Annotated in this window: 21 protein-coding genes; 9 read left to right on the top strand and 12 right to left on the bottom strand. The window is 73.1% G+C overall.

The features are described 5' to 3' along the window. Positions 1-11 precede the first annotated feature (11 nt). The 8 genes from QA634_RS16535 to QA634_RS16570 form a co-directional block, all read right to left on the bottom strand. A complete protein-coding gene (locus tag QA634_RS16535; RefSeq protein WP_012333067.1) occupies positions 12-413 on the bottom strand; it encodes a flagellar protein FlaG in 402 nt (133 codons plus the stop codon). Positions 414-607: 194 nt separating this feature from the next. Beyond that, on the bottom strand, positions 608-1744 hold the full coding sequence (locus tag QA634_RS16540; RefSeq protein ID WP_012333068.1) for an L-talarate/galactarate dehydratase: 1137 nt from the start codon (positions 1742-1744) through the stop codon (positions 608-610). A gap of 96 nt (positions 1745-1840) precedes the next feature. After that, positions 1841-3160, bottom strand: coding sequence for an MFS transporter (locus QA634_RS16545; RefSeq protein WP_012333069.1), 1320 nt, complete (start codon positions 3158-3160; stop codon positions 1841-1843). A gap of 68 nt (positions 3161-3228) precedes the next feature. After that, complete coding sequence (gene garD, locus QA634_RS16550; RefSeq protein ID WP_012333070.1) at positions 3229-4821, bottom strand: galactarate dehydratase; 1593 nt, start codon at positions 4819-4821, stop codon at positions 3229-3231. Between the two features lie 297 nt (positions 4822-5118). Further along, the gene (gene fdhF, locus QA634_RS16555) at positions 5119-8085 is read right to left on the bottom strand and encodes a formate dehydrogenase subunit alpha (RefSeq protein WP_012333071.1); all 2967 of its coding nucleotides are present in this window, start codon (positions 8083-8085) and stop codon (positions 5119-5121) included. 31 nt (positions 8086-8116) lie between these two features. Next, the gene (locus tag QA634_RS16560; protein WP_012333072.1) at positions 8117-9835 is read right to left on the bottom strand and encodes an NAD(P)H-dependent oxidoreductase subunit E; all 1719 of its coding nucleotides are present in this window, start codon (positions 9833-9835) and stop codon (positions 8117-8119) included. Between the two features lie 247 nt (positions 9836-10082). Then, positions 10083-10376, bottom strand: coding sequence for a hypothetical protein (locus QA634_RS16565; protein ID WP_012333073.1), 294 nt, complete (start codon positions 10374-10376; stop codon positions 10083-10085). 88 nt (positions 10377-10464) lie between these two features. Continuing rightward, positions 10465-11280 (bottom strand): universal stress protein, encoded by an 816-nt coding sequence (locus tag QA634_RS16570; RefSeq protein ID WP_012333074.1) that lies wholly within the window; start codon positions 11278-11280, stop codon positions 10465-10467. 243 nt (positions 11281-11523) lie between these two features. Between QA634_RS16570 and ccoN the strand changes: the two genes are divergently transcribed. Genes ccoN through ccoP form a run of 4 tightly spaced genes read left to right on the top strand, consistent with a single transcriptional unit; the run spans position 11524 to position 15025 of the window. Beyond that, on the top strand, positions 11524-13182 hold the full coding sequence (gene ccoN, locus QA634_RS16575) for a cytochrome-c oxidase, cbb3-type subunit I (RefSeq protein ID WP_012333075.1): 1659 nt from the start codon (positions 11524-11526) through the stop codon (positions 13180-13182). A gap of 52 nt (positions 13183-13234) precedes the next feature. Further along, the gene (ccoO, locus tag QA634_RS16580) at positions 13235-13984 is read left to right on the top strand and encodes a cytochrome-c oxidase, cbb3-type subunit II (protein WP_012333076.1); all 750 of its coding nucleotides are present in this window, start codon (positions 13235-13237) and stop codon (positions 13982-13984) included. 4 nt (positions 13985-13988) lie between these two features. Next, complete coding sequence (locus tag QA634_RS16585) at positions 13989-14138, top strand: cbb3-type cytochrome c oxidase subunit 3 (protein WP_012333077.1); 150 nt, start codon at positions 13989-13991, stop codon at positions 14136-14138. Positions 14139-14143: 5 nt separating this feature from the next. Next, positions 14144-15025 (top strand): cytochrome-c oxidase, cbb3-type subunit III, encoded by an 882-nt coding sequence (gene ccoP, locus QA634_RS16590; protein WP_012333078.1) that lies wholly within the window; start codon positions 14144-14146, stop codon positions 15023-15025. A gap of 146 nt (positions 15026-15171) precedes the next feature. Here the strand turns inward: ccoP and QA634_RS16595 are convergent, their stop codons facing one another. The 4 genes from QA634_RS16595 to QA634_RS16610 are packed head-to-tail and all read right to left on the bottom strand — an operon-like array spanning position 15172 to position 20119. Then, positions 15172-16422 carry a molybdopterin molybdotransferase MoeA gene (locus QA634_RS16595; protein WP_012333079.1) on the bottom strand — a complete coding sequence of 417 codons (1251 nt, stop codon included), beginning with the start codon at positions 16420-16422 and terminating at the stop codon, positions 15172-15174. Further along, positions 16406-16945, bottom strand: a complete 540-nt coding sequence (gene mobB / locus QA634_RS16600; protein ID WP_012333080.1) for a molybdopterin-guanine dinucleotide biosynthesis protein B — start codon at positions 16943-16945, stop codon at positions 16406-16408. The genes QA634_RS16595 and mobB overlap by 17 nt, the downstream gene beginning before the upstream one ends. 1 nt (position 16946) lies before the next feature. Continuing rightward, entirely contained in the window at positions 16947-18989 is a 2043-nt protein-coding gene (locus QA634_RS16605; protein ID WP_012333081.1) for a molybdopterin biosynthesis protein, read from the bottom strand. A gap of 8 nt (positions 18990-18997) precedes the next feature. Then, complete coding sequence (locus tag QA634_RS16610) at positions 18998-20119, bottom strand: molybdopterin-binding protein (RefSeq protein WP_012333082.1); 1122 nt, start codon at positions 20117-20119, stop codon at positions 18998-19000. A gap of 332 nt (positions 20120-20451) precedes the next feature. Here QA634_RS16610 and QA634_RS16615 point away from each other — a divergent pair, with 332 nt between their 5' ends. From QA634_RS16615 to QA634_RS16635, 5 genes are all read left to right on the top strand, one after another. Continuing rightward, the gene (locus tag QA634_RS16615; protein ID WP_012333083.1) at positions 20452-22245 is read left to right on the top strand and encodes an acyl-CoA dehydrogenase C-terminal domain-containing protein; all 1794 of its coding nucleotides are present in this window, start codon (positions 20452-20454) and stop codon (positions 22243-22245) included. A 46-nt stretch (positions 22246-22291) separates the two neighbouring features. After that, the gene (locus QA634_RS16620; protein WP_168169159.1) at positions 22292-22435 is read left to right on the top strand and encodes a hypothetical protein; all 144 of its coding nucleotides are present in this window, start codon (positions 22292-22294) and stop codon (positions 22433-22435) included. A 97-nt stretch (positions 22436-22532) separates the two neighbouring features. Continuing rightward, a complete protein-coding gene (locus QA634_RS16625) occupies positions 22533-23741 on the top strand; it encodes an acetyl-CoA C-acetyltransferase (RefSeq protein ID WP_012333084.1) in 1209 nt (402 codons plus the stop codon). A 196-nt stretch (positions 23742-23937) separates the two neighbouring features. Beyond that, on the top strand, positions 23938-24411 hold the full coding sequence (locus tag QA634_RS16630) for a hypothetical protein (RefSeq protein ID WP_012333085.1): 474 nt from the start codon (positions 23938-23940) through the stop codon (positions 24409-24411). A gap of 68 nt (positions 24412-24479) precedes the next feature. Next, positions 24480-26681, top strand: coding sequence for a 3-hydroxyacyl-CoA dehydrogenase NAD-binding domain-containing protein (locus QA634_RS16635; RefSeq protein ID WP_012333086.1), 2202 nt, complete (start codon positions 24480-24482; stop codon positions 26679-26681). Positions 26682-26742: the final 61 nt, after the last annotated feature.

Here is a 26742-nt window from a genome sequence, read left to right on the forward strand (position 1 = left end):
GCCGGGCGCCGTCAGGCCGTGCGCGCGACGGTGGTGCCGATCGGGGCGGCCTGCGCGGCCTCCGACTCGCGCGCGTAGGTCTTGGCGCGCAGGGCCGATTCGGAGGGGAGCTGGTCGAGCACCGAGCCGGAATTCGGGTCGAGCACCTGGAACACCATCTGCTGGGTCTCGACGTCGCGGCGGTAGCGCACCTCGGAGCGGCCGGCATCGGGCGACGGCTCGGGCGGGGCTTCCGCGAGGGCGCGCTTCGCCTCCGGGCTCAGGTCGAGGGTGACGGCGTCGTCGAGCGGCGCGGATTCGGGCTCGCGCCCGCCGGTCGGGCGGCGCGGCGGAGGGTCCGCCTCGATCGGGGCAGGCGCGCTCGGCGCCGCCAAGGACCGGATCTCGAACATCGAGAGTCCCCAGGTGTTCATGCTGGCATGATCAGACACCCGTCGTCCCTACCCGGACCTTAACGGCGCGCCCCGCTCGCGCGCTGGTGTGAAGGCCTGGTTAACGCCGGCGCATTCTTTTTCACGACATCGCGCCGGCGGTTCGCCCGGCGGGCGCCCTGAGGGCGGGGCCGGTGCGGTGGCGGATCGGACCCATCGCGGCGGGCGCCGCGGGCTCAGGCCGGCGCGACGAATTCCGCGGTCTCGCGGGTCCAGGCGCGGGCCTGATCGCTCAGGGTGAGGCCGAGCCCGGGCCGGGTCGGCACGATCATCCGGCCGCCCTCGAGGGCCAGCCGCTCGTTGAAGAGCGGTTCGAGCCACTCGAAATGCTCCACCCAGGGCTCGCGCTGGAGCGCGGCGGCGAGGTGGATGTGCAACTCCATGGCGAAGTGCGGCGCGACGGTGAGGCCGGCGAATTCCGCCAGCGCCGCCACCTTGAGGAAGGGCGTGATGCCGCCGACCCGCGGCGCGTCCGGCATCAGGTAGTCGGCGCCGTTCTGGCGGATGAAGTCCCAGTGCTCGGCGACGCTCGTCAGCATCTCGCCGGTGGCGATCGGCGTGTCGAGGGCGGCGGCGAGCGCCGCGTGGCCGGCCGCGTCCAGGCAGTCGAGGGGCTCCTCGATCCAGACGAGGTTGAAGGCCTCGAAGATCCGGCCCATGCGCAGGGCGGTCGGCCGATCCCATTGCTGGTTGGCATCGACCATCAGCGGGACCTCGTCGCCGAGGCGCTCCCGCACGGCGGCGACCCGCTTCACGTCGAGGGCCCCGTCCGGCTGCCCAACCTTGAGCTTGATGCCGCCGATCCCGCGGGCGCGGGAGCGCTCGGCATTGACCAGCAGCTCGTCGAGGGGCGTGTGCAGGAAGCCGCCCGACGTGTTGTAGCAGCGCACCGAATCGCGGTGCGCCCCGAGGAGCTTGGCGAGCGAGAGGCCGGCCCGCCTCGCCTTCAGGTCCCAGAGGGCGACGTCGAAGGCGCCGATCGCCTGGACCGCGAGGCCGCCGCGGCCGGCCGAGGCTCCCGCCCAGGCCAGGCGGTCCCAGGCCTTGGCGATGTCGCTCGGATCCTCCCCGAGCAGGGCGGGCGCGATCTCGCGGGCATGGGCGAACTGCCCCGGGCCGCCGGCCCGCTTCACGTAGCTGAAGCCGAGGCCGCCCGACCCGTCCCCGGCCTCGATCTCGCAGACCAGGATGGCGATCTCGGTCATCGGCCTCTGGCGCCCGGTGAGCACCTTGGCGTCGCTGATCGGGCTGGCGAGCGGCAGGGTCACCGCGTGCAGCCTGATCCGGCGGATCGTGTCGGTCCCGTGCGGCATCCTCGTTCCTCCCGGTGATGGCCCGTGCCGGTGATGGCCCGTGCCGGTGATGGGCCCTGGCGGGCGCGGCGCCCCGGGCGGGGCGCCCGCGCGACGTCAGGTCGGGAGCGCCGCGACCTTGGCGGCGGTCCGCACCCGGCCCGGCGCCGTGAGCAGGGCGAGGAGGGCCGAGAGCACCGCGCAGGCGGTGAGGAAGCCGAGCGCCGCCCCGAAGCCGCCGGTCGCGTCCTTGATCCAGCCGACCACGAAGGGGCCGACGAAGCCGCCGAGATTGCCGATCGAGTTGATCATCGCGATGCCGCCCGCGGCGGCGGTGCCGGTCAGGAACTCGCTCGGCATGGTCCAGAAGGCCGGCTTGCAGCCGTAGAGCCCGATCGTCGCCACCGCGATCGCCACCACCGCCATCAGGGTGTTGCCGTAGAGGCCCGCCGCGGCCAGCCCCCCCGCCCCGAGCAGGCAGGCGACGATGTAGTGCCACTTGCGCTCGCGCATCCGGTCCGAGGACCAGCTCCAGACGAGGAGCCCGATCGTGCCGACCACGTAGGGCGCGGCGCTGACGAGGCCGACCTCCAGGTCGGAGCCGCCGAGGCCCTTCACGATCTGCGGCAGGAAGTAGGTGATCCCGTAGGTCGCCGTGACGATGGTGAAGTACATCAGGGCGAGCGAGAGCACGCGCAGGTCCGAGAAGGCGCGGCGCAGGCTCATGTGGCCCTGCTCCTGGCGCAGCAGGTCCTGCCGCTCCCGCTCGATCGCGCCGCACAGCCACGCCTTCTCGTCGGGCGCGAGCCAGTCGGCGACGGCGGGCGAGTCGGTGAGCCAGCGCAGCACCACGAAGGCGAGGAGCACGGCCGGGGCCGCCTCGACCAGGAAGAGCCACTGCCAGCCCGCCAGCCCGAGCGCCCCGTCGAGGCGCAGGAGCACGCCCGAGAGCGCCGCCGTCACGGCGTTCGAGACCGGAACCGCCAGGTAGAGCGAGGCCAGCACGCGGCTGCGATAGGCCTTCGGGAACCAGTAGGTGAAGTAGAGGATCACGCCCGGGAAGAACCCGGCCTCGGCGACGCCGAGGAGGAAGCGCATCACCACGAAGCTGGTCGGCCCGGTCACGAAGGCCATCGCGCCCGCCACGAGGCCCCAGGAGATCATGATGCGGGCGATCCAGCGCCGCGCCCCGGCCTTCTCCAGGAGCAGGTTGCTCGGCACCTCGAAGACGAAGTAGCCGAGGAAGAAGATGCCGGCCCCGAAGCCGAAATCCTTCGCCGAGAGCCCCAGTGCCTGCGACATGCCGCCGGTCGCCGCGAAGCTGACGTTGGTGCGGTCGATGTAGGCGATGAGGTAGATGATGACGATGAGCGGCAGGAGGCGCCACGCCACCTTGCGGATCGTCCTCGCCTCGAGTTCGCGGTCGGCCAGATCCATGGTTTCCTCCCGATTGTCGGTTATCGCGTCGTTGCCGGGGCCGGATCGCCCCGGAGGTCCCGATGGCGTCAGGTGACGGGCGCCGGGTTGAAGAGGGTGAGGTCGTTGTAGAGGCCCCAGCGGTCCGACCAGGGCTTGGTGCGCCCGCTCGCCACGTCGAGGATCAGGCGGAAGAGCTCCCAGCCCATCTCCTCGATCGTCGCCTCGCCGGTGGCGATCCGGCCGGCATCGAGGTCGATCAGGTCCGACCAGCGCTCGGCGAGCTCCGTGCGGGTCGCCACCTTGATCACCGGCGCCTCGGCCAGCCCGTAGGGGGTGCCCCGCCCCGTGGAGAAGACCTGCAGGGTCATGCCGGAGGCGAGCTGCAGCGTGCCGCAGACGAAGTCGCTCGCCGGGGTCGCGGCGAAGATCAGGCCCTTCCGGCGCACCCGCTCGCCCGGCGCGAGCACGCCGCGAATCGCGCTCGTGCCCGACTTCGCCACCGAGCCGAGGGCCTTCTCGACGATGGTGTTGAGCCCGCCCTTCTTGTTGCCGGGCGAGGGATTGGCGCTGCGGTCGGCCTGCCCGCGGGCGAGGTAGGCGTCGTACCACGCCATCTCGCGGATCAGCGCGCGGGCCACCTCCTCGGTCTCGGCCCGCGGGGTGAGGAGGTGGATGGCGTCGCGCACCTCGGTGACTTCCGAGAACATCACGGTCGCCCCGCAGCGCACCAGCAGGTCGGCGCAATAGCCGAGCGCCGGGTTGGCGGTGACGCCCGAGAAGGCGTCGCTGCCGCCGCATTGCAGCCCGACGACGAGGTCCGAGGCCGGGCAGGTCTCGCGGCGGCGGCGGTTCAGCACCTCCAGCCGCGCCCGCGCCATCGCCATGATGCTCTCCAGCATCATGCCGAAGCCCTGGTGGCGCTCGTCCTGGAGCCGCACCACGCCCTCGCCCTGCCCGTCCGGCAGCAGCCGCTCGGAGACGAGCTTCTCGCAGCCGAGGCCCACCACCATCACCTCGCCACCGAAATTCGGGTTCTGGGCGAGGCTCTGCAGGGTGCGGATCGGGATCACGGCCTCGGGCGCGTTGATGGCGACGCCGCAGCCATAGGCGTGGGTCAGCCCGACCACGTCGTCGACGTTCGGGTAGCGCGGCAGCAACTCCTCGCGGATGCGCCGGACGGCGACGTCGAGGGTGCCGGCGACGCATTGCACGCTGGTCGAGATGGCCAGGATGTTGCGCGTGCCGACCGAGCCGTCCGGGTTGCGGTAGCCCTCGAACGTGTAGCCGTCGAGGGGCGGGAGGGGCGCCGGGACCCGGGTGGCGAGCGCGAGGGCGTCGAGGGCCGGCGCGGGCGGCGTCCGCACCCGGCTCTCCTCGACCCAGGCGCCGCGGGAGATGTCCCGCAGGGCGGTGCCGATCACCTCGCCGTAGCGGCGCACCGGGGCGCCCTCGGGGATGTCGGCGAGGGCCACCTTGTGGCCCTGCGGCACGAATTCGCGCAGGGTGAGCCCGTCCGGAAGTGCGGTGCCGGCCGGCAGCCCGAAGGCGTTCACCACGATCGCGACGTTGTCGTCCGGGTGGAGCCGGATCGTGCGGGGCAGGTCCCCCGCGAGTCCCGGACTCGTCTTGGTTCCCGGACTCGTCTTGACTCCCGGACTCGTCTTGGCGTCCGCCGGCATCGGATCCTCCCTCTCGCGGCGCGCCGGCCGCGGCGACGGGCCAGCAGGCGCTGGCGCGGATCCGGCGGCTCGCCTCGGCTCAGGCCTCGGCCCAGCCCGTGGTTGAGAGAGTCATAGCGAGCGCATTCATCTCGGGCCAACTCAGAGTCGGCATGGATTGATGCCGGAAATGGATCGACGGGCGGCGGGCCGGCCGGATTCCCCGCCCGCGGACGCGAAGCGGCGCGGGTGCCGAACGGCCCCGCGCCGGGATCTGCCTCGCGCGTGAAGCGGCGGCGCCGGGCCGGGAGCCCGCCCCTACTCGGCCGCGATCGAGGCCGGAACGACGGGCACCACCCGGGCGGCGCAGAACTTGAACTCCGGGATCTTGCCCATCGGGTCGAGCGCCGGGTTGGTGAGCAGGTTCGCGGCGGCCTCGGCGTAGCAGAAGGGCATGAACACCATCCCCTCCGGCACGTCGCGGTCGGAGCGCACCTTCACCTCGACGGCGCCGCGGCGGGTCTCGAGGCGCATCCGGTCGCCCGGCACGAGGCCGAGCCGGCCGAGTTCGCGCGGCGCCATGAAGGCCACCGCCTCGGGCTCGATCGCGTCGAGCACCCCGGCGCGGCGGGTCATCGAGCCCGTGTGCCAGTGCTCCAGCACGCGGCCGGTCGAGAGGACCATCGGGAACTCGGTGTCCGGCACCTCGTCGGGCGGCGTCACCGCGGCCGGAACGATCTTGGCGCGCCCGCTCTCGGTCGGGAACCCGGCGTAGAAGATGATCTCGTGGCCGGGCTCGTCCGGCGCGTCGACCGGGTAGGTGACGGCGCCCTCGCGCTCCACCCGCTCCCAGGTGATGTTCTTGAGCGAGGGCATCACCCGGGCCATCTCGGTGAAGATGTCGGCCGGGCCGCCATAATCCCAGGCCAGGCCGAGGCGCCGGGCCATCTCCTGGATGATCCACCAATCCTGGCGCGCGTCGCCCGGGGGCGGCACGACCGGGCGGGCCATCTGCACGCGGCGATCGGTATTGGTGAAGGTGCCGGCCTTCTCGGCGAAGGCCGAGGCCGGCAGCACCACATCGGCGTGGAAGGCGGTCTCGGTCAGGAAGAGGTCCTGCACGACGAGGTGGTCGAGCATCGCCAGCGCCTGCCGGGCGTGGTTGAGGTCGGGATCCGACATCGCCGGGTTCTCACCCTCGACGTACATGCCGCGGATGCTGCCGGCGTGGATCGCCCGCATGATCTCCACCACGGTGAGACCCTGCTTGGGATCGAGGGACTGGCCCCAGAAGTCCTCGAACAATTCCCGCACCGCCGCCTTCTCGACGGATTGGTAGTCCGGATAGACCATCGGGATCAGGCCGGCATCGGAGGCGCCCTGGACGTTGTTCTGGCCGCGCAGGGGGTGCAGGCCGGTGCCGGGCCGGCCGATCTGGCCGGTGGTGAGGGCGAGCGCGATCAGGCAGCGGGAATTGTCCGTGCCGTGCACGTGCTGGCTCACGCCCATGCCCCAGAAGATGATCGAGGCCTTCGAGCGGGCGTAGAGCCGGGCCACCTCGCGCAGGGTCTCGGCCGGGATGCCGCACACCTTCGCCATCTTCTCGGGCGTGAACTCGCGGATGCGGTCCTTCAGCGCGTCGAAGTTCTCGGTGTAGCCGGCGATGTACTGCTGATCGGTGAGCCCCTCCTCGACGATCACGTTCAGCATCGCGTTCAGCATGGCCACGTCGGTGCCCGGCTTGAAGGCGAGGTGGCGATAGGCGTGGCGCGACAGGACCTGCCGGCGCGGGTCCATGATGATCAGCTTGGCGCCGCGCTCCTTGACGGCGTTCTTGATGAAGGTGGCGGCGACCGGGTGGTTCACGGTCGGGTTCGCGCCGATGACGACGATCACCTCGGCGTCGAGCGCCGCCGAGAACGGGGCCGAGACGGCGCCCGAATTCAGCCCCTCCATCAGCGCGGCCACCGAGGAGGCGTGGCAGAGCCGGGTGCAATGGTCGACGTTGTTGGTGCCGAAGCCGAGCCGCACCAGCTTCTGGAACAGGTAGGCTTCCTCGTTCGAGCCCTTGGCCGAGCCGAAGCCCGCCAGCGCGTGGCGTCCGTGGCTGTCGCGCACGCGCCTCAGGCCGCCGGCCGCGCGCGCGAGGGCCTCCTCCCAGCTCGCCTCGCGGAAATGGGTCCAGGGATTGGCCGGATCGACCTGGTCGTTGGCGTCCTTGGCGACGTTGTCGAGGCGAATCAGGGGCTTGGTCAGCCGGTGGGGGTGGTGGACGTAGTCGAAGCCGAAGCGGCCCTTCACGCAGAGCCGGTTGTGGTTGGCCGGGCCGTCCTTGCCCTCCGCGTAGACGATGCGGTCGTCCTTGACCTTGTAGGAGACCTGGCAGCCGACGCCGCAATAGGGGCAGAGCGAGTCGACCGAGCGGTCGGGATAGACCTCGCGCTGCTGCGCATCGTTCAGGTAGGCGGCCGGCATCAGGGCGCCGGTCGGGCAGGCCTGGACGCACTCGCCGCAGGCGACGCAGGTCGAGGAGCCCATCGGGTCGTCGAAGTCGAACACGACCTTGGCGTCCGCGTTGCGGTAGGCCATGCCGATCACGTCGTTGACCTGGACTTCGCGGCAGGCCCGGACGCAGAGGTTGCACTGGATGCAGGCGTCGAGGTTCACCCGCATCGCCGGGTGGCTCGCGTCGGTCGCCCAGCGCTCCTCGGCCGGGAAGCGGCTCTCGCTCACGCCGACGTGGTCGGCCTGCGACCAGAAGTGCGAGTCCGGATCGTGCGAGGTCGCGCGCTCCGGCTGATCGGCGACGAGGAGCTCCATCACCATGGCGCGGGCCTTCACGGCCCGGTCGGTCTGGGTCTTGACCTTCATGCCGACGGCCGGCGTGCGCTTGCACGAGGCCGCGAGCACGCGCTCCCCCTCGATCTCGACCATGCAGGCGCGGCAATTGCCGTCCGGCCGGTAGCCCGGGGCGGGCTTGTGGCAGAGGTGCGGGATGTGGGTGCCGAGCCGCTGGGCGACCGCCCACAGGGTCTCGCCCGGGCGCGCCTCGACCTGCTCGCCGTCGAGCTCGAACACGACGCCGGGGATGCCCGCCGGCAGGTCGCGCAGCGACAGGGTCCCGCTCGGGGCGGGCCCGGCCTGCCCGCCGGCCTTCGTGCCCTGCGAGTAGGAGCCGCCGCCCTGGGGCGTGCCGCCGGTGCCGCCGGCATCCTGGGGCGCGGAGGGCCGGGTCGCGAGCGGGTCGCCGCCGGCCGGGTTGCTGTTCTGGGTGCCGCTGCTCATGGTGTCGCTTCCGCTTCCGGCCCGTCCCGCCCTACTCGGCCGCCATGGGCCGCGGGGTCGGGAAGAGGTCCGGGAAATACTTGATGACGCTGGTGAGCGGATTCGAGGCCGCTTGGCCGAGGCCGCAGATCGAGGCGTCGCGCATGCATTGCGACAACTCGCCGAGGAGGTCGGTGTCCCAGACCCCGCTCTCCATCAGCATGCGGGCCTTCTGGGTGCCGACCCGGCAGGGCGTGCATTGGCCGCAGGACTCGTCCTCGAAGAACCGCATCAGGTTGAGGGCCGCACCGCGGATGTCGTCCTTGTCGGAGAGCACCACCACGGCGGCCGAGCCGATGAAGCAGCCGTACTTCTCGAGGGTCCCGAAATCGAGCGGGATGTCGTCCATCGCGGCCGGCAGGATGCCGCCCGAGGCGCCGCCCGGCAGGTAGGCCGCGAAGCGGTGGCCCTCGGCCATGCCGCCGCAGAATTCCTCGATCAACTCGCGGATGGTGACCCCGGCCGGCGCGAGCTTCACGCCCGGCTCCCTCACCCGGCCCGACACCGAGTAGGAGCGCAGGCCCGTGCGGCCGTTGCGGCCGTGGCTCTTCCACCAATCCGGGCCGCGCTCGATCAGGTCGCGAATCCAGTACAGCGTCTCGACGTTGTTGATCAGCGTCGGGCGCCCGAACAGGCCGACCTGGAACGGGTACGGGGGCTTGTGGCGCGGCAGGCCGCGCTTGCCCTCGATCGACTCGATCAGCGAGGATTCCTCGCCGCAGATATAGGCTCCGGCCCCGCGCCGCAGGTGCAGGCGCGGCCCGCCCGGCGGCAGCTTGGCGATCTCCCGCGCCAGGATCTGGCGGGCGATCGGGTACTCGTCGCGGATGTAGAGGTAGACGTCCTCGGCCTCGACCACGTGGGCGCCGATCAGGGTGCCTTCGAGGAAGCGGTGCGGGTCGGTGTTGAGGTAGAGCTGGTCCTTGAAGGTGCCGGGCTCGCCCTCGTCGCCGTTCACCGCCATCAGGCGCGGGCCGGGCTCGCCGCGCACCGAGCGCCACTTGCGACCGGTCGGGAAGCCCGCCCCGCCGAGGCCCCGCAGCGAGCCGTCGTCGAGGACCTTGAGCACGTCCTCGACCGAGAGATCGCCGGCGCGCAGGCGCTCCAGGGTCCGGTAGCCGCCCGCGTCCCGGTAGGCGTCGAAATCGATCGTGTCGGGAAGATGCGCGTGCGTGTCGCCGGCCGCGACCGCCGCCCGCACAGTCTCGACCGTGGCCCGGTGCAGGAAATTGTGCCCGACCTCGGCGGCCGGGGCGTGGTCGCACAGGCCGACGCAGGGCGCGCGCACCACGCGCACCTGCGCGCCGATCTCCGCCTGGAGCGCGGCGAGGAGCTCCTCGGCGCCGTGCATCGCGCAGGTGAGGCTGTCGCAGACCCGCACGGTCAGCGCCGGGATCGCCGCCTCGCCCTCCTTCACCACGTCGAAATGGGCGTAGAAGGTCGCGGTCTCGAACACCTCCGCGAAGGCGAGCCCCATCTCGTCGGCGAGCGCCGCGAGGTGGGGGGCGCTGATCTGCCCGTAGGTGTCCTGGACGAGGTGCAGGTGCTCGATGAGGAGGTCGCGGCGGCGCGGCGCCTCGCCGAGGAGCGCGGCGATCTCGGCCTTCGCCCGGGGATCGACCTGGCGCCCCTTCGGCACCGGCCTCGCCCGCTCGCGACCGCGTCCGGGGTGTTCGAAGCGCTTGACGCGCGACACATCGTGCTGGCTCATGGGGTCACCGTACCAGCTGGCATACAAAATACAAGGTACCGCACGGGGGCGCTCGCGCTGTGATCTTCGCCGGGCTGTGTCGCGGATCGTGAGGCGGGGCTCCCGGCGCGCCGGGAGCCGATCGCCGCGCCCGACGCGACGAACCGACCCTCGTGGAGCGCGGGAGCATAAGGATCGCGGGCGCGTCCGTCAGGAGCGGCCACCCCCCACGAAAGTCCAAGCCGCCCCCTGCGCGCCTTCGGCGGCCCTACTGGCCGCCGAAGGCGCGCAGGGGGCGGCCGGCTTCCGAGCGCTGCTCCATGGTGACGCGGCCGCTCCCGGCATCGAAGGCGGCGAGGCGCGGGCCCGCCACGGCGTCGAGGCTCTCCTCGAACGCGTCGAGGGCGGCGTTCACGGCGCCGACGCCCTCGGGCCATGCCCGGGCAAGGCGGGCGGCGAGGTCCTGCCGCAGGCTGTCGGTGAGCGGCGGACGCGTCTCGGCGGCGTAGGCCTCGGCGACGAGGCGCGCTTCCTCGGCGGGACTTCTCTCGGCATTCGGCATGGCGGGCTCCCTCCGGTGGGCGAGGGAAACGCGCGAGCGGCCGCTTCGTCGCAGGGCCGGCGGGCGGGCCGCCCGCCGGCCCTGCGGCTCAATGGCTCATCAGGCAGCAGGTCGTGGTGGTCTGCAGGATGGTGCGGGTGGCCCCGCCGAACAGCCACTCGCGCAGGCGGCTGTGGCCGTAGGCGCCCATCACCAGGAGGTCGGCCCGGAAGGCGGCGGCGTTGGCGAGGAGCGCCTCGCCGGGGCGGATCCCCGATTCGGGGATCAGCCGGGAGGACGCCTTCACGCCGTGCCGGACCAGGAAATCCGCGACGTCGGCGAGCCCCTTGGCCTCGACCTCCGGCTCGACGCCCAGCACCAGCACCTCGCTCGCCCGGGCGAGCAGCGGCAGGGCGGCGCTCACCGCCCGGCGGGCCTCCGGGGCGTCCTTCCAGGCCACGACCGCCCGATCGGCCCGCAGCCGGGTCGGGCCCGGCGGCACGACCAGGACGGGGCGGCCCGCCTCCATCAGGAGCGGCCCGGGCGCCACGCCGAGGGGGCCGTGATCGCCGTCCTCGGCACCGTGGCGGCCCACGACCAGGAGGTCGGCGGCCCGCGCCTGCAGGGCGAGGTAGGGCAGCGCCGGAGCGAGGGCGGCCCGCCAGGACGCCTCCGCGTAGCCGCCGGCCGCCCGCTCGAAGACGTCGCGCGCCAGCCCGATCTCGTCGAGCACGCGGTCCTTCTCGGCCTCGTAGATCCGCTCGGCCTCGGCGATGTCGGTGGCGGTGACCGGGTCGGGCACCTGCCGGGCGGCGACGCCGATCAGGCGGGCCTCGAACCGGCCCGCGAGGTCCGCGGCGAGCTGCGCGCGGGCCTGGGCGGCGGCGCCGAGATCGAGCGAGACCATGATGCTGGCGTAAGTCATCGCACCTCTCCCCGATGGATCCCTGCCGATGGATCCCTGCCGATGGATCCCTGCCGATGGGACGGCCGGTTGGGACCAGGGCGATCCTGCCTCCCCGGGCGCGCCTCCGCGTTGATCCAGCGCAAAGGCCGGCCGGCCGCGCATCACGCCGGCGGAGGCTTGATCCACATCAAGGTTGGTGGGGTGAGCCCGCCGGATAAGCGCTCGTCAGCGCGGGATCCCCCGCCTTCCTGCGAGCGAGCCATGGCGTCAGCCCGATCCAGCAAATACATGACAGAGGGCGAGGCCGGCCTGTGCGCGGCCCTCGGTCTCGGCTTCGTCCTCAGCCTCATCGCGGCGGCCAAGGCCGTCGACGCGCCCTTCGGCGCCCACGCGGTGATCTTCGCGGCCGCCTCCGCGGCCGGCATCGTGGCGATCCTGCGCCGCTACGCGGCCCGCGACCCGGAGCCGGTGCCGCAGGAGATCGCCGGCAAGCCCAACTACAATCTCGGCCCGGTCAAGTTCGCGGCGATCGCCTCGATGGGCTGGGGCATCGCCGGCTTCCTGGTCGGCTGCATCATCGCCTTCCAGCTCTGGGCGCCCTCGCTCAACCTGGGGCTCGAATTCACCACCTTCGGGCGCCTGCGCCCGCTGCACACCTCGGCGGTGATCTTCGCCTTCGGCGGCAACGTGCTGATCGCGACCTCGCTCTACGTGGTGCAGCGCACCTGCCGGGTCCGGCTGGCGGGCGACCTCGCGCCCTGGTTCGTGGTGCTCGGCTACAACCTGTTCATCGTCATCGCCGGCACCGGCTACCTGATGGGCGTGACCCAGTCGAAGGAATACGCCGAGCCCGAGTGGTACGCCGACCTCTGGCTCACCATCGTCTGGGTCGTCTACCTCCTGGTCTTCCTGGCCACGATCTGGAAGCGCAAGGAGCCCCACATCTTCGTGGCGAACTGGTTCTACCTCGCCTTCATCGTCACGATCGCGATGCTCCACATCGTGAACAACCTCGCGCTGCCGGTGACGGTGTTCGGCTCGAAGTCCTACCCGATCTTCTCGGGCGTGCAGGACGCGCTGATCCAGTGGTGGTACGGCCACAACGCGGTCGGCTTCTTCCTCACCGCCGGCTTCCTCGCCATCATGTACTATTTCGTCCCGAAGCGGGCGGAGCGGCCGATCTACTCCTATCGGCTCTCGATCATCCACTTCTGGGCCCTGATCTTCATGTACATCTGGGCCGGGCCGCACCACCTGCACTACACCGCCCTGCCCGACTGGGCTCAGACTCTGGGCATGACCTTCTCGATCATGCTGTGGATGCCGTCCTGGGGCGGGATGATCAACGGCCTGATGACCCTCTCGGGGGCCTGGGACAAGCTGCGCACCGACCCGATCCTGCGCCTGATGGTGGTCTCCCTCGCCTTCTACGGCATGGCGACCTTCGAGGGCCCGATGATGTCGGTGAAGGCCGTCAACGCGCTCAGCCACTACACCGACTGGACCATCGGTCACGTCCATTCCGGCGCGCTCGGCTGGGTCGCCTACGTCTCCTTCGGCGCCCTCTACTGCCTCGTGCCCTGGCTCTGGAACCGCCGCGAGGTCTACTCCCTGCGCCTCGTCGAGTGGCACTTCTGGGTCTCGACCCTCGGCATCGTCCTGTACATCAGCTCGATGTGGGTCGCCGGGATCATGCAGGGCCTGATGTGGCGCGCCTACAACAGCTTCGGCTTCCTCGAATACTCCTTCGTCGAGACGGTCGAGGCGATGCAGCCCTACTACCTGGTGCGGGCGCTCGGCGGCGTGCTGTTCCTGATCGGCTCGCTGATCATGGCCTACAACCTCGCCATGACGATCCTGGGCCGCGAGGCGCAGGCCACCCGCCCCGCGCCCGGCGCCACCCTCGTCCCGGCCGAGTGAGCTCACGGGCCCGCCCCCGCGGCGGGCCTCCCCTCCCCGTCACAGAAAGACCATGGCGATGGCCACCGCGGAAGCCGGCCTCTGGAAGAGGCACGAATTCTTCGAGAAGAACTCCATCCTGCTCATCATCGGCATCCTGATCGTGGTCGCGATCGGCGGCCTGATCGAAATCGTCCCGCTCTTCTACCTGAAGAGCACGATCGAGGTGGTGGAGGGCGTGCGGCCCTACACGCCGCTCGAACTTGCCGGCCGCAACATCTACGTGCGCGAGGGCTGCTACCTCTGCCACAGCCAGATGATCCGGCCGATGCGCGACGAGGTCGAGCGCTACGGGCACTTCTCGCTCGCCGCCGAGAGCATGTACGACCACCCGTTCCAGTGGGGCTCGAAGCGCACCGGGCCCGACCTCGCCCGGGTCGGGGGCAAGTACTCGGACGATTGGCACCGGGAGCACCTGCGCGACCCGCGGGCGGTGGTGCCGGGCTCGATCATGCCCGCCTACGCCTTCCTGGAACGGCCCCTGGACACGGCGGCGGTCGCCGACGACCTGACGGCGAACGCCCATATCGGCGTGCCCTACACGTCCGAGATGATCACCCGGGCCCAGGGCGACCTGCGCGCCCAGCTCGACCCGGAGGGCGCGGACGCGGCCGGCCTGCAGGCGCGCTACCCGGGCGCGGCCCTGCACGTGCCCGGCGACCGCCGCCACGTCACCGAACTCGACGCCCTCGTCGCCTACCTGCAGGTGCTCGGCACGATGGTCGATTTCAAGCTCTACGACGACAAGAAGAACCTGAGGTGACGCCGTGACCTACGATATCGCCTCGCGCTTCGCTCAGACGAGCGGCCTGCTGTACTTCGTCGGCCTGTTCGCGGGAGTGACCCTCTACGCGCTGTGGCCGCGCAACCGGGCGCGCTTCGACGCCGCCGCCCGCCTTCCCCTGGACGAGGAGTGACTCCCGTGGCCGACACCGCCCACCCGCCCGCCGGCCTGCCGGCCGAGCCCGACACCACGGGCCACGAATGGGACGGGATCCGCGAGTACAACAACCCGCTGCCGCGCTGGTGGCTGCTGACCCTCTACGCCACGATCGTGTGGGCCTTCGGCTACTGGATCGCCTACCCGGCCTGGCCGCTGATCGCCAGCCACACGGGCGGGATCCTCGGCTACTCGAGCCGCGCCGAGGTGCTGGCCGAGGTGGACCGCGCCAAGGCGGCCCGCACCGCCCTCGGCCAGGACCGGCTCGCCTCGGCCGCGCTCGGCGAGATCAAGGCCGATCCGGCCCTGCTCTCCCTGGCGCTCGCCACCGGCAAGGCGGCCTTCGGCGACAATTGCGCCGGCTGCCACGGCACGGCGGCGACGGGCCGGGTCGGCTACCCGAACCTGCAGGACGACGACTGGCTCTGGGGCGGCAGCCTCGACGCGATCGCGCAGACGATCCGGGTCGGCATCCGCTCGGGCCACGCCGACGCCCGCCAGGGTGACATGCCGGCCTTCGGGCGCGACGGCGTGCTCAAGCGCGACGAGGTCGAGACCGTCGCCAACTACGTCCTGTCCCTCTCCGGCAAGGCCTTCAACCCGGCCCTCAGCCTGCAGAAGGGGGCGGAGGTCTTCGCGCAGAACTGCGCCGCCTGCCACGGCGACCAGGCGAAGGGGAACCCCGAACTCGGCGCTCCCGACTTGACCGACGCGGTCTGGCTCTACGGCTCGGCGCCCGAGCAGGTCATCGCCACGATCACCAACGGCCGCAAGGGCGTGATGCCGACCTGGGAGGGCCGGCTCGACACCGCGACGATCAAGTCGCTCGCGGTCTACGTGCACAGCCTCGGCGGCGGCAAGTAGGTGCAGGCGGGGGCGGTCCGCCGCCCCCTCGCCACCCGAAGGCCGCATCCGCGTCGAGCCTGGTTGCTGGCGCTGATGCGGGCGACGGAGCGTGACCGCGACGGCCCGGCGCTCAAGGCCCGGTGCTCAAGGCCCGGTGCCACGGCTCACCACAGGAGCGGGTGCAGGAACACCTCGACCCGCTCCCCCACCTCCAGCCCGGTCGCGTCCTCGGGCAGGGCCGCGAGCCCGTCGCTGCCGGTGAGCGAGGTCAGCACCCCGGCCCCGTCCCGGGGGAACTTCACGGCCTCGACCGTGCCGTCCTGCGCCCGCCGCAGCGAGACGCGGACGAATTCCCGGCGTCCGGTCTTCTTGCGATAGGGGAAGGCGGCCCGGGCCGGCTGCGAGGGCGGCGGCGGGCAGGACGCCCCCGCGAGGCGCAGCAGCAGCGGGCGGACCACGAAGAGCAGCGTCACGTAGACCGCGACCGGGTTGCCCGGCAGGCCCACGAAGGGGGTGTCGCCGATCAGCCCCATCGCCACCGGCCGGCCGGGCTTGATGGCGAGGCGCCAGAACACCAGCCGGCCCACCGCCTCCACCGCCGCCTTGACGTGGTCCTCCTCGCCGGTCGAGACGCCGCCCGAGGTCAGGATGAGGTCGTGGTCGCCGGCCGCCGCGGCGAGGCGCGCGCGCAGGGAGGCGGGCTCGTCGCGCAGGATGCCGAGATCCGAGACCGCGACGCCGAGGCGCCGCAGCAGGGCCCCGAGCAGGACGCGGTTCGAATCGTGGATCGCCCCGGGGCGGAGGGCGGCGCCCGGCTCGGCGAGCTCGTCACCGGTCGAGAACAGGGCGACGCGCAGGCGGCGCCGCACCGGGATCGCCGCGTGCCCGGTCGCGGCCGCGAGGGCGAGGTCCGGCGGGGCGAGGCGCCGCCCGGCCGGGACCACCAGCGCGCCCCTCCCGGCATCCTCGCCCGCGGGCCGGGCATTGGCGCCGCGCCTCAGCCCGGGCGGGAGCCGGACCCGGTCGCCCTCGACGCGGACATCCTCCTGCATGAAGACCGTGTCGGCGCCCTCCGGCATCGGGGCGCCGGTGAAGATCCGCACCGCCTCCCCCGCCGTCGCGCTCCCGGCGGCGCCCCCGGCCGCCACCCGCCCGCGCACCGGCAGCAGCGTCTCGCCCTCCGCCGCGAGGTCGGCGAAGCGGACCGCGTAGCCGTCCACCGCCGCGTTGGCGAAGGGCGGCAGGTCGCAGAGGGCGCGCAGGTCCTGCGCCGCGACGCGCCCGTCCGCGTCGAGGAGCGGGACGCTCTCGATCCCGGCCACCACCGGCAGCCGGGCGGCGATCAGGGCCGCCGCCTCGTCCACCGTGAGCAGCGGGCCGCCGAAGGCGAAGCAATCGTCACTCAGTTGCGCCATGGCCCGCGAGCCTCTCGAGAACCGTCGGGAGCGGCTCGGCCCGCGCCAGCACCGCGTCGGCGATCGCCTCGACCGCGTCGAGGGGCAGCACCGGCACGCCCGCCCCCGGGAACGGGACGTCGCTCGCCACCGCGACGATGCGCGGATCCTCCGGGTGCAGCGGCGGCCGGCCGTTGGCGGCCCGGAAGACTTCGAGCTTGGGATGCGCCTCGCGCTTGAACCCCTCCACGAGGGCGAGGTCGCAGGGGCTGAGCCGCCCGAGGAGTTCGGCGAGGCTCGCCTCCCTCCCCGGCCCGACCTCGTGGATCTGCACCCAGCGCCGCGCCGAGGAGACGATCACCTCGCCCGCCCCCGCCTCGCGGTGCAGGTAGGAATCCTTGCCCGGCCGATCGACGTCGAAGGCGTGGTGCGCGTGCTTGAGCGTCGCCACGCGCAGGCCCCGCCCGGTCAGCGCCGGGATCAGGCGCCGCAGCAGGGTCGTCTTCCCGGCGCCGCTCCAGCCGGCGAGCCCGATCACCCGCATGTCAGCGCGCCTCCGCGGGCGCGAAGCCGAGGTCGTGCAGGTCGGCCCGCGTTTCGGGGGCGGTGAGCAGGGCCAGGAAGGCCGCGACGGCCGGGTCGTCGCGCCGGTCGGCCCGGTAGGCGAAGTCGTAATGCTCCTCGGTGAGCGGCAGGAAGCCGAGGCCGTAGGCCCGCGCCACCGTGGCGATGGCGACGCCCCAATCGGCCCGCCCCTGCGCCACCGCGGCCGCGACCGCGTTGTGCGAGCGGGGCTGGTTCCAGTAGCCGGGCGGGCGGGCGCCGCCGAGCAGCCCCTCGATCAGCACCCGGGTGCCCGCGCCGGTGTTGCGGTTGACCATCACGGCCTCCGGGTCGGCGAGGAAGCGCCGCACCGCCTCGGCCGCGCGGCCGCCCTCGGGGCGCGGCTCTCCTGGGCGCGGCTCTCCTGGGCGCGGCTCTCCGGCGCGCGGATCCCCGGCGCGCGGATCCCCGGCGCGCGGATCCCCGGCGCGGAAGACCACGCCCTGCAGGCGCCGCCAGCCCGGCGCCAGCACCAGGCCCGGCTCCAGGAAGGGCGCGTTGTAGCGCCCCGTCTCCGGGTCGAGCAGGTGGAGGCTCGCGAGGTCGCATTCCCGGCGCCTGAGCGCCGCCAGCCCCCCCGACGAGCCGACGAAGATCGTCCGCGCCCGCACGCCGCGCTCGGCGAGGCGCCCGACGAGGCGGTCGAGGCCGAGGCAGTGGCTGCCGACCAGGGTGAGGTCGGGCGGCCGCAGACCGGCGCCCAGGCGCGTCACCGCCACCGTCTCGCCGGCCTCCAGGCCGGAGCGGGCCGCCGGCACCGCGAAGAACCCGTCCGCCTGCGAGAAGGCCGTGACCGTGCCCGAGCCCTTGCCGAGGGGCAGGGCTACGAGCCCCTGCGCGCCCCGGGCGAGGGAGGCCATCACGAACTCGGTGCGGCCGAGTTCCGAGGCGAGGCGCTGGGGCAGCAGGGCCTCGACCCGGCTCTCCTCCCGGGGCGGCAGGCCGGCCAGGGCCCGGATCAGCGGCACCACCGCGTCGTGGAAGGTGAACATCGCCGAGGTCGGGAAGCCCGGCAGCACCACCACGGCCTTCGTCCCGACAGCCGCGAGGCAGAGGGGCTTGCCGGGCTTGAGGGCGACGCCGTGGACCAGGATCCCCGGCGCACCGAGGCGCGACAGGATGCGGTGGGAGACGTCCCCCGCCCCCTTGGAGGTGCCACCCGACAGGACCACGAGGTCGGATTCCGCGAGGCTCCGGCGCAGGGCCTGCTCCAGCAGGGCCTCGTCGTCGGGCACGATGCCGCCCGGCACGGCCTCGCCGCCGTTCTCGGCCACCGCGGCGGCCACGATGGCGCCGTTGGAATCGTAGATGGCGGCGGGCCGCAGCGCCTCGCCCGGGGCGACGAGTTCGTCCCCGGTCGAGATCACGGCGACGCGGGGCCGGCGCACCACCGCGACCGCGGCGAGGCCGCAGGCCGCCAGCATGCCGATCTCGCGGGCGGTCACCGGCGTGCCCCGGCGCAGCACGGTCTCGCCCCGGGCCATGTCGGCGCCGGCGTAGCCGACGAACTGGCCCGGCGCCGCGGCGCGCACGACCTCGATCGCCGGCGCGCCCTCCTCGACGTAGTCGGTGGCCTCGACCATCAGCACGGCGTCGGCGCCGCGCGGGAGAACGCCGCCGGTGGCGATCGGCGTCGCCGTCCCGGCCGCCACCGCGAGGGTCGGGGCGACGCCGCAGGCCAGGATCTCGCGGTTGAGGCGCAGGCGCCGCGGCGCGCCCTCGCTCGCCCCCTCGGTGTCGGCGGCGCGGACGGCGAACCCGTCCACGAGGGCGCGGTCGAAGGCCGGCACGTCGATGGGCGAGGCGACGTCCTCCGCCAGGGCGCGGCCGAGGGCGGCGCCGAGCGGCACGGTCTCGGGGCCGAGCGGCAGGTGCGGCACCGCCGCCCGGAACCGCGCCAGCGCCTCCTCCCGCGAGGCGACGCTCAGGAACTGCTCCTGGCGGGCCGCGCGGGCGAGGCGGGCGGAGAAGTCATCGGGGGGCAACGCGTCACTCACAGGGGCAGGACCTCGACGACCGTGTCCTTGGCATAGCCCTCCCGCGCGGGCGGCACCAGCACGGCACCGTCCGCCCGCGCGAGGCGGGCGAGGGGGATATCGGCGCCGCCGAGCGGTTCGGCACCCTCGGCGGATCGCCGCACGAACACCACCTCGGACAGCCCGATCGCGGAGGCGATCTTGCGGCGGAGCGGCGCGGGGGCGGGGGCGGGCGGGACCGTCCCGGCCAGGGCCGCGAGGAGGGGCCGGCCGAGGGCGAGGTGGAGCGCCAGCGCGGCCTCCGGCCGGCCCGGCAGCAGCAGGACGGGCCGGCCGGCGACCGCGCCGAACCCGGCCGTCTCGCCCGGCCGCAGGGCGATCCCGTGCGCCGCGACGGCGCCCGCCCGCGCCAGCCCCTCGGCGCTGCGGTCGCTCCGGCCGGGGCCGCTGCCGCCGACGAGGAAGGTCGCCGCGGCGCCCTCCGGCAGCGCCGCCGCGGCGCTGTCCGTCAGCGCCGCCGCCACCGCGCCCGGGTCGTCCGGCAGGCGCGCGGCGCGAACCACCCGGGCGCCCTCGCGGGCGAGGAGGGAGGCGAGGAGGGGCGAGAGCAGGTCGGGCGTCTCCGCCCCGGTGACCAGGAGGAGGACGGCCGGGCGGCGCACGGGCACCTCGGCGAAGCCGGCCGAGGCCAGGGCGAGCGCCTGCAGCGCGGTCGCGCGCTCGCCCGCCCGTCCCAGCAGATGGCCGGCCGGGATGTCTCCCCCGGCGGGGCGCGCGCCCTCGCCCGGGGCCGCGTCCGCCACGGCCTCGCCCTCCAGGACGGATTCGGGCGGCAGGACCGTGTCGCTCCCCTCCGGCAGGATCTCGCCGGCCTCGATCCAGGCGAGGCCGCGCGGGAGCCGCACCGGGGCCTGGGGCGCGGCGCCGGTGATCGCGGCCGCCTCGACCGCGTAGCCGTCGCGCAGGGCGAGGCGGCGCGCGGGGCGGCCCTCCGGCGCCGGGAGGTCGCGGGCGAGCGGGGCTCCGACGGCGTCGTGGACCGGCACGGCCTCGGGCGGCACCGGCGCGAGGCCGGCGAGCAGGAGGGCCCGCGCCTCGTCGAGGGGCATCAGCTGCGCGGAGGCGGAACGGCGCGTCATGGCTGCCGGCACCGGAGAGGGACGACCGTCGCGCGTCCCGTCGCGGACCCCGTCCGGGCGAAGGGGCTCGCCCGGATGCGGCATCGGCCGGCTGCGATCAAGCGCTGCGGCCCGCGCGCGGCCTCGGCGACGGCGTCGCGGGGCCCCGCGCTCATCGCTCGCCCGCGCGGCGCGGGGTGCGGGGCGCCGCCCGGAGGCGGGCCTGCGCGGAGCGGGCGCATCCAGGCGCCGCCGCAATCCTCCGCCCCTCCCCCTTCCGTTCCGCGCCGAGATAGTTTACATGTGAACTATCTTGCGGCGGGACAGCCGCGGGGGATCGCGGGAGAGGGTCCATGCCGAGCTACAAGGCGCCCGTGGAGGACGTCCTGTTCCTCCTCAACGACGTGTTCGGGTTCGAGCGCTACAGCAACCTGCCGGGTTTCTCGGACGCGACGCCGGACGTGGTGGAGGCGATCCTCAACGAGGGCGCGAAGCTCTGCGAGGAGGTGCTGGCCCCCCTCAACCTCCCGGGCGATGCCGAGGGCTGCACCCGCCACCCGGACGGCCGCGTGACGACGCCCAAGGGCTTCAAGGAGGCCTACGAAGCCTATGCGGGCGGGGGCTGGAACGGGCTCTCGATGCCGTCCGAGTACGGCGGCCAGGGCCTGCCCGCGACCCTCAACAGCGTGGTCCAGGAATTCATCTCCTCGGCCAACATCGCCTTCGGGATGTATCCGGGCCTGACCCAGGGCGCGATGGCGGCCCTGCTCGTCCACGGCACCGACGCGCAGAAGCGGACCTACCTGCCCCGGATGATCGAGGGGTCCTGGACCGGGACCATGAACCTGACCGAGCCGCATTGCGGCACGGATCTCGGCCTGCTCAAGACCCGCGCGGTGCCGAACCCCGACGGCTCCTACAGCCTCACCGGCACCAAGATCTTCATCTCGGCCGGCGAGCACGACCTCTCGGAGAACATCATCCACCTCGTCCTCGCCCGCATCGAGGGCGCGCCGGCCGGCACCAAGGGCATCTCGCTCTTCGTGGTGCCCAAGCTGCTGGTGAACGGGGACGGCTCGCTCGGCGCGCGCAACGGCGTGTCCTGCGGCTCGATCGAGCACAAGATGGGCATCCACGCCAACGCCACCTGCGTGATGAACTACGACGGCGCCAAGGGCTGGCTGGTCGGCGAGGCCAATCGCGGCCTCAACGCCATGTTCGTGATGATGAACGAGGCCCGGCTCGCGGTCGGCATCCAGGGCCTCGCCCTGTCCGAGGTCGCCTACCAGAACGCCGTCGCCTACGCCAAGGAGCGGCTCCAGGGCCGCGCCCTCACCGGCGCCAAGGCCCCGGACAAGCCCGCCGACCCGATCATCGTCCACCCGGACGTGCGCCGCACCCTGCTGTCGATCCGGGCCTTCAACGAGGCGGGCCGGGCCCTGGTGCTCTGGACCGCCCTGCAGGCGGACGTGGCGCACCGCTCGGGCGACGCCGCCGAGCGGCAGGCCGCCGACGACCACATGGGCCTGATGACGCCGGTGGTGAAGGGCGTGCTGACCGACCGGGGCTTCGCCAACGCGGTCGATGCCCAGCAGATGTTCGGCGGGCACGGCTACATCGAGGAATGGGGCATGTCGCAATTCGTGCGCGACGCCCGCATCGCCCAGATCTACGAGGGCGCCAACGGCATCCAGGCCATGGACCTCGTCGGCCGCAAGCTGCCGCGCGACGGCGGCCGCGCGATGATGCGCTTCCTCCAGGAGGTCGAGGGCTTCTGCAAGGAGAACGGCGCCGACGAGACCCTGAAGACCTACACGGCGCCCCTCGCCAAGGCCCTCGGCGACCTCCAGAAGGCGACGATGTGGCTGATGCAGAACGCCATGGCCAAGCCCGACAACGCGGGCGCCGCCGCCACCGACTACATGCACCTGATGGGGCTCGTCGCCCTCGGCTACATGTGGGCGCGCATCGCCAAGGCGGCCGCCGCCCGCAAGCGGGAGGGCAACGGCGTCGGGACGCGCATGGACGCCAAGCTCGCGACCGGCCGCTTCTACATGGAGCGCCTCCTGCCCGAGACCGCCACGCGGCTCGCCCGCATCTCGGCCGGCGCCGAGGCCGTCATGGCGGTGCCGGCGGAGATGTTCTAGGCTGCCGGCGGCCCGGCGCGCCGCGACGCCCGAACCCGGGACCCGCGTGCCGGAGCCTGGGCGGGCGATCCGCTCGGACGGTCTCGGGACGCGGCGCGACGGCCCGACGCGCACGGCCGCCGCCGGGTTCGGCGCCCTCGCCCGCCGCCGCGCCGCCCCCGGGGCGCGGGGCGAGGCCGACCGCGCCTGATCCGGGCCGCCCCGGCCCGCCGATCTCCCCCGCCGCCCGGCCCGCCCCGGACGGCCCGCGCCATCCTGGGAAGAAGCCCCCACTCGGAAGAAGCCCCATGCCCGACGCCTACATCTACGACCATGTCCGCACGCCGCGCGGCCGCGGCAAGCCCGACGGCGCGCTCCACGAGGTGACGGCGCTGCGCCTCGCCGAGACGGCGTTGCGCGCCCTCAAGGACCGCAACGGCCTCGACAGGGCCGCGGTGGACGACGTGGTGCTCGGCTGCGTCGACCCGGTCGGCGAGGCGGGCGGCGACATCGCCCGCGCGGCCGCCCTCGTCGCCGATTACGGCGAGCAGGTGCCGGGCGTGCAGATCAACCGCTTCTGCGCCTCGGGCCTCGACGCGGTGAACTTCGCCGCCGCCCAGGTGATGAGCGGCCAGCACGACCTCGCGGTCGGCGGCGGGGTCGAGTCGATGAGCCGCATCGGCCTCGGCGCCTCGGGCGGCGCCTGGCCGGTCGATCCCTCGATCGCCGTCAAGTCCTACTTCATGCCCCAGGGCGTCTCGGCCGACCTGATCGCCACCAAGTACGGCTTCTCCCGCGACGCCTGCGACGCCTACGCGGTGGAATCGCAGCGGCGCGCCGCCCGCTCCTGGGAGGAGGGCCGCTTCGCCAAGGCCGTGGTGCCGGTCAGGGACGTCAACGGCCTGACCATCCTCGACCGCGACGAGCACATGCGGCCGGGCACCGACATGCAGACGCTCGGGGCGCTCAAGCCCTCCTTCGCCCAGATGGCGCAGATGGGCGGCTTCGAGGCGGTGGCGGTCGCGGCCCATCCCGACGTCGAGGCCCTGAACCACGTCCACCACCCGGGCAATTCCTCCGGCATCGTCGACGGCGCCGCCGCGGTGCTGGTCGGCTCGAAGGAGGCCGGCGCGGCCGCGGGCCTCACCCCCCGGGCCCGGATCCGGGCCTTCGCCAATATCGGGTCGGACCCGGCGCTGATGCTCACCGGCCCGATCGACGTGACCCGCAAGGTGCTGGCGCGCGCCCGGATGAGCCTCGACGACATCGACCTCGTCGAGATCAACGAGGCCTTCGCCTCGGTGGTGCTGCGCTTCCAGCAGGCCTTCGACCTCGACCCGGACAAGGTCAACGTCAACGGCGGCGCCATCGCGATGGGCCACCCGCTCGGGGCGACCGGCGCCATGATCCTCGGCACCGTGCTGGACGAACTGGAGCGGACCGGCAAGGCGACCGCCCTGGTGACGCTCTGCATCGGCGCCGGCATGGGCACCGCCACGATCATCGAGCGGGTCTGAGCGTCATTCGCCGCAGCGATGGCCGGTTCGGCGGCGAACGCGATGGGAGACCGGGAGACCGAGCCGACTCGCGCCGTGCCGTTCTGCCCAGCGCCGGGTGCCGGACACGGCATCGTGTCCCAAGGGGGTGCTTGACGCTGGCGCCGCGGCCGGGCCTTCGGTCCCCGGCCTCAAGGCGCCTCATCAGGAAACGCTCATGACCCGAACCCTCCCGCTCCTCGCCCTCGCCCTCGCCCTCGCGGCCCCGGCGGCCCGCGCCGAGGAGCGCACCGACCTCGCCCGCAGCATCGTCGAGCGGACGGTGGCGCGGAATCTCGGCCTCGCCTTCAAGCAGGCCGAGGAGCGCTCGCTCGCCTCGCTCAGCAAGGAGCAGGCCGACAAGCTCCGGCCCGAACTCGACAAGGGCTTCGAGCAGGAGCGCGCCAAGCTCGTCGACGACCTCGCCAAGGAATACGCCCAGAAGTTCGGCGACGACGAGCTGAAGCAGCTGACCAGGATCTACGACGACCCGACCTACCAGAAGTTCCAGGCCCTCAACGCCGACCCGAACTCCCTGGTCTCCAGCATCACCAAGGATGCGGTGACCCGGATGATGAACATGCTGACGCTCGCGACCCTGTCGACGCAGCAGCCGCAGCCGGGCGCCGGCCCGGCCCCGCAGAAGCCCTGACCGGGGCGCCTCCCGCGGCCCGCCGCCGCGGGAGGCCGCACCCGGGATCCCGAGAAGAGGACGCCCCGATGGACCTCACGCATTTCCGCTTCGAGACCGATCAAGACGGCATCGCGCTCGCGACCTGGGACAGCCCCGGCCGCTCCATGAACGTGATCACCCCCGAGGTGATGGCCGAACTCGACCGGATCATCGACGCGGTCGCGGGCGACGCCGCCGTCAAGGGCTGCGTCATCACCTCGGGCAAGGAGGCCTTCTCGGGCGGGGCCGACCTCACGATGCTGCAGGGGCTGGGCGCCGAATACGCCCGGCTCAGCCGGGAGCGCGGCGAGGAGGAGGCGATGCGCTTCTTCTTCGAGGAGACCCGCCGCCTCTCGCTGCTCTACCGGAAGCTCGAGACCTGCGGGAAGCCCTTCGCGGCGGCGATCCACGGCACCTGCCTGGGCGGCGCCTTCGAGCTCGCGCTCGCCTGCCATCACCGCGTCGTCTCGGACGACGACAAGACCCGGGTCGGCCTGCCGGAGATCAAGGTCGGGCTGTTCCCCGGGGCCGGCGGCACTCAGCGCGTCGCCCGCCTGATGCAGACCGGCGACGCCCTGCAGATGCTGTTCAAGGGCGACCAGATCCGGCCGCTCATGGCCCGCAACATGGGCCTCGTCCACGCGGTGGCCAAGCGCGATTCCGTCGTCGCGGAGGCCAAGGCCTGGATCCGGGGCGGCGGCGCGGCGCTCGCCCCCTGGGACCAGCCGAAGTTCAAGGCCCCCTCCGGCAAGGTCTACTCGCCGGCCGGGATGATGACCTGGCCGCCCGCCAACGCCATCTACCGCCGCGAGACCCACGACAATTACCCGGCCGCGAAGGCGATCCTGCAATCGGTCTACGAGGGCCTGCAGCTGCCGATGGACCTCGCGCTCAAGGTCGAGAGCCGCTACTTCGCCAAGATCCTGCGCTCGCCGGAAGCCGCGGCGATGATCCGCTCGCTCTTCGTCTCGATGGGCGAGCTCAACAAGGGCGCCCGGCGCCCGGCCGCGATCGGCCCGGTCAGCCTCAAGCGGGTCGGGGTCGTCGGCGCGGGCTTCATGGGCGCGGGCATCGCCTACGTGACGGCGCAGGCCGGGATCGAGGTCGTGCTGATCGACCAGAGCGCGGAGGCGGCCGAGAAGGGCAAGGCCTACTCGCACAAGCTCGTCTCCGACCAGATCATGAAGGGCCGCGCCAAGACCGCCGACCGCGACGCGCTGCTCGCCCGCATCACCGCCACCGCCGACTACGCCGCCCTGTCCGACTGCGACCTCGTGATCGAGGCGGTGTTCGAGGACCCGAAGGTCAAGGCCGAGGTCATCGCCAAGGTCGAGGCGTCGATCCGCCCCGAGACGATCTTCGCCTCCAACACCTCGACGCTGCCGATCAGCGGCCTCGCCGACGGCTCCGCCCGGCCCGACCAGTTCATCGGCATCCACTTCTTCTCGCCGGTCGAGAAGATGCTGCTGGTCGAGATCATCAAGGGGCGGCAGAGCGGCGAGCGGGCGCTCGCCGCCGCCCTCGACTACGTGCGGGCGATCCGCAAGACGCCGATCGTGGTCAACGACGCGCGCGGCTTCTTCGCCAACCGCTGCGTGGGCGCCTACATCCTCGAAGGCCACCTGATGCTCGCCGAGGGGGTGCCGGCCGCCATGATCGAGAATGCCGGGCGGCAGGCCGGCATGCCGGTCGGTCCCCTCTCCCTCAATGACGAGGTCGGCGTCGATCTCGGCCTCAAGATCCTGAAGGCCACCAAGGCCCAGGCCGGCGAGGGCGCCGTGAACCCGCTCCAGGAGCGCCTGCTCGTCGCCCTCGTCGAGGGCGAGGGACGGCTCGGGCGCAAGAACCGCAAGGGCTTCTACGATTACCCGGAGAACGGGCCGAAGCGGCTCTGGCCGGGCCTCGCGGCGCTCGCCGGGACGCGCCAGGATCCCGACGCGGTCGACTTCCAGGAACTGAAGCACCGGCTCCTCGTCGCCCAGGCGGTCGAGGCGGCCCGGGTCTACGGCGAGGGCGTGGTGACGGATCCCCGCGAGGCGGATGTCGGCTCGATCCTCGGCTTCGGCTTCGCGCCCTTCACGGGCGGGGTGCTCTCCTACATCGACGGCATGGGCGCCCGCCGCTTCGTGGAGCTGTGCCGCCGCCTCGAGGCCAAGCACGGCGCCCGCTTCGCGCCCCCGGCGAACCTGCTCGCCATGGCGGAGACGGGCGAGCGCTTCTACGGCCGCGCGGAGGCCCGGGCGGCCTGATCCGGCGGGTCGCGGTCGCCCGCGGCGGCGCCATCGGGCTGCGACGACGCGCCGCCGGACT

Source organism: Methylobacterium sp. CB376, from assembly GCF_029714205.1.
Lineage (GTDB): Bacteria > Pseudomonadota > Alphaproteobacteria > Rhizobiales > Beijerinckiaceae > Methylobacterium.

What these genes read in the sequence shown, in the direction of transcription:
- QA634_RS16535 (WP_012333067.1), bottom strand. Translation starts at nt 413, where the DNA reads ATGAACACCTGGGGACTCTCGATGTTCGAGATCCGGTCCTTGGCGGCG.
- QA634_RS16540 (WP_012333068.1), bottom strand. Translation starts at nt 1,744, where the DNA reads ATGCCGCACGGGACCGACACGATCCGCCGGATCAGGCTGCACGCGGTG.
- ccoN (WP_012333075.1), top strand. Translation starts at nt 11,524, where the DNA reads ATGGCGTCAGCCCGATCCAGCAAATACATGACAGAGGGCGAGGCCGGC.
- ccoO (WP_012333076.1), top strand. Translation starts at nt 13,235, where the DNA reads ATGGCGATGGCCACCGCGGAAGCCGGCCTCTGGAAGAGGCACGAATTC.
- garD (WP_012333070.1), bottom strand. Translation starts at nt 4,821, where the DNA reads ATGCCGGCGGACGCCAAGACGAGTCCGGGAGTCAAGACGAGTCCGGGA.
- QA634_RS16560 (WP_012333072.1), bottom strand. Translation starts at nt 9,835, where the DNA reads ATGAGCCAGCACGATGTGTCGCGCGTCAAGCGCTTCGAACACCCCGGA.
- QA634_RS16635 (WP_012333086.1), top strand. Translation starts at nt 24,480, where the DNA reads ATGGACCTCACGCATTTCCGCTTCGAGACCGATCAAGACGGCATCGCG.
- QA634_RS16630 (WP_012333085.1), top strand. Translation starts at nt 23,938, where the DNA reads ATGACCCGAACCCTCCCGCTCCTCGCCCTCGCCCTCGCCCTCGCGGCC.
- QA634_RS16625 (WP_012333084.1), top strand. Translation starts at nt 22,533, where the DNA reads ATGCCCGACGCCTACATCTACGACCATGTCCGCACGCCGCGCGGCCGC.
- mobB (WP_012333080.1), bottom strand. Translation starts at nt 16,945, where the DNA reads ATGCGGGTGATCGGGCTCGCCGGCTGGAGCGGCGCCGGGAAGACGACC.
- QA634_RS16565 (WP_012333073.1), bottom strand. Translation starts at nt 10,376, where the DNA reads ATGCCGAATGCCGAGAGAAGTCCCGCCGAGGAAGCGCGCCTCGTCGCC.
- QA634_RS16610 (WP_012333082.1), bottom strand. Translation starts at nt 20,119, where the DNA reads ATGACGCGCCGTTCCGCCTCCGCGCAGCTGATGCCCCTCGACGAGGCG.
- fdhF (WP_012333071.1), bottom strand. Translation starts at nt 8,085, where the DNA reads ATGAGCAGCGGCACCCAGAACAGCAACCCGGCCGGCGGCGACCCGCTC.
- QA634_RS16615 (WP_012333083.1), top strand. Translation starts at nt 20,452, where the DNA reads ATGCCGAGCTACAAGGCGCCCGTGGAGGACGTCCTGTTCCTCCTCAAC.
- QA634_RS16595 (WP_012333079.1), bottom strand. Translation starts at nt 16,422, where the DNA reads ATGGCGCAACTGAGTGACGATTGCTTCGCCTTCGGCGGCCCGCTGCTC.
- QA634_RS16570 (WP_012333074.1), bottom strand. Translation starts at nt 11,280, where the DNA reads ATGACTTACGCCAGCATCATGGTCTCGCTCGATCTCGGCGCCGCCGCC.
- QA634_RS16545 (WP_012333069.1), bottom strand. Translation starts at nt 3,160, where the DNA reads ATGGATCTGGCCGACCGCGAACTCGAGGCGAGGACGATCCGCAAGGTG.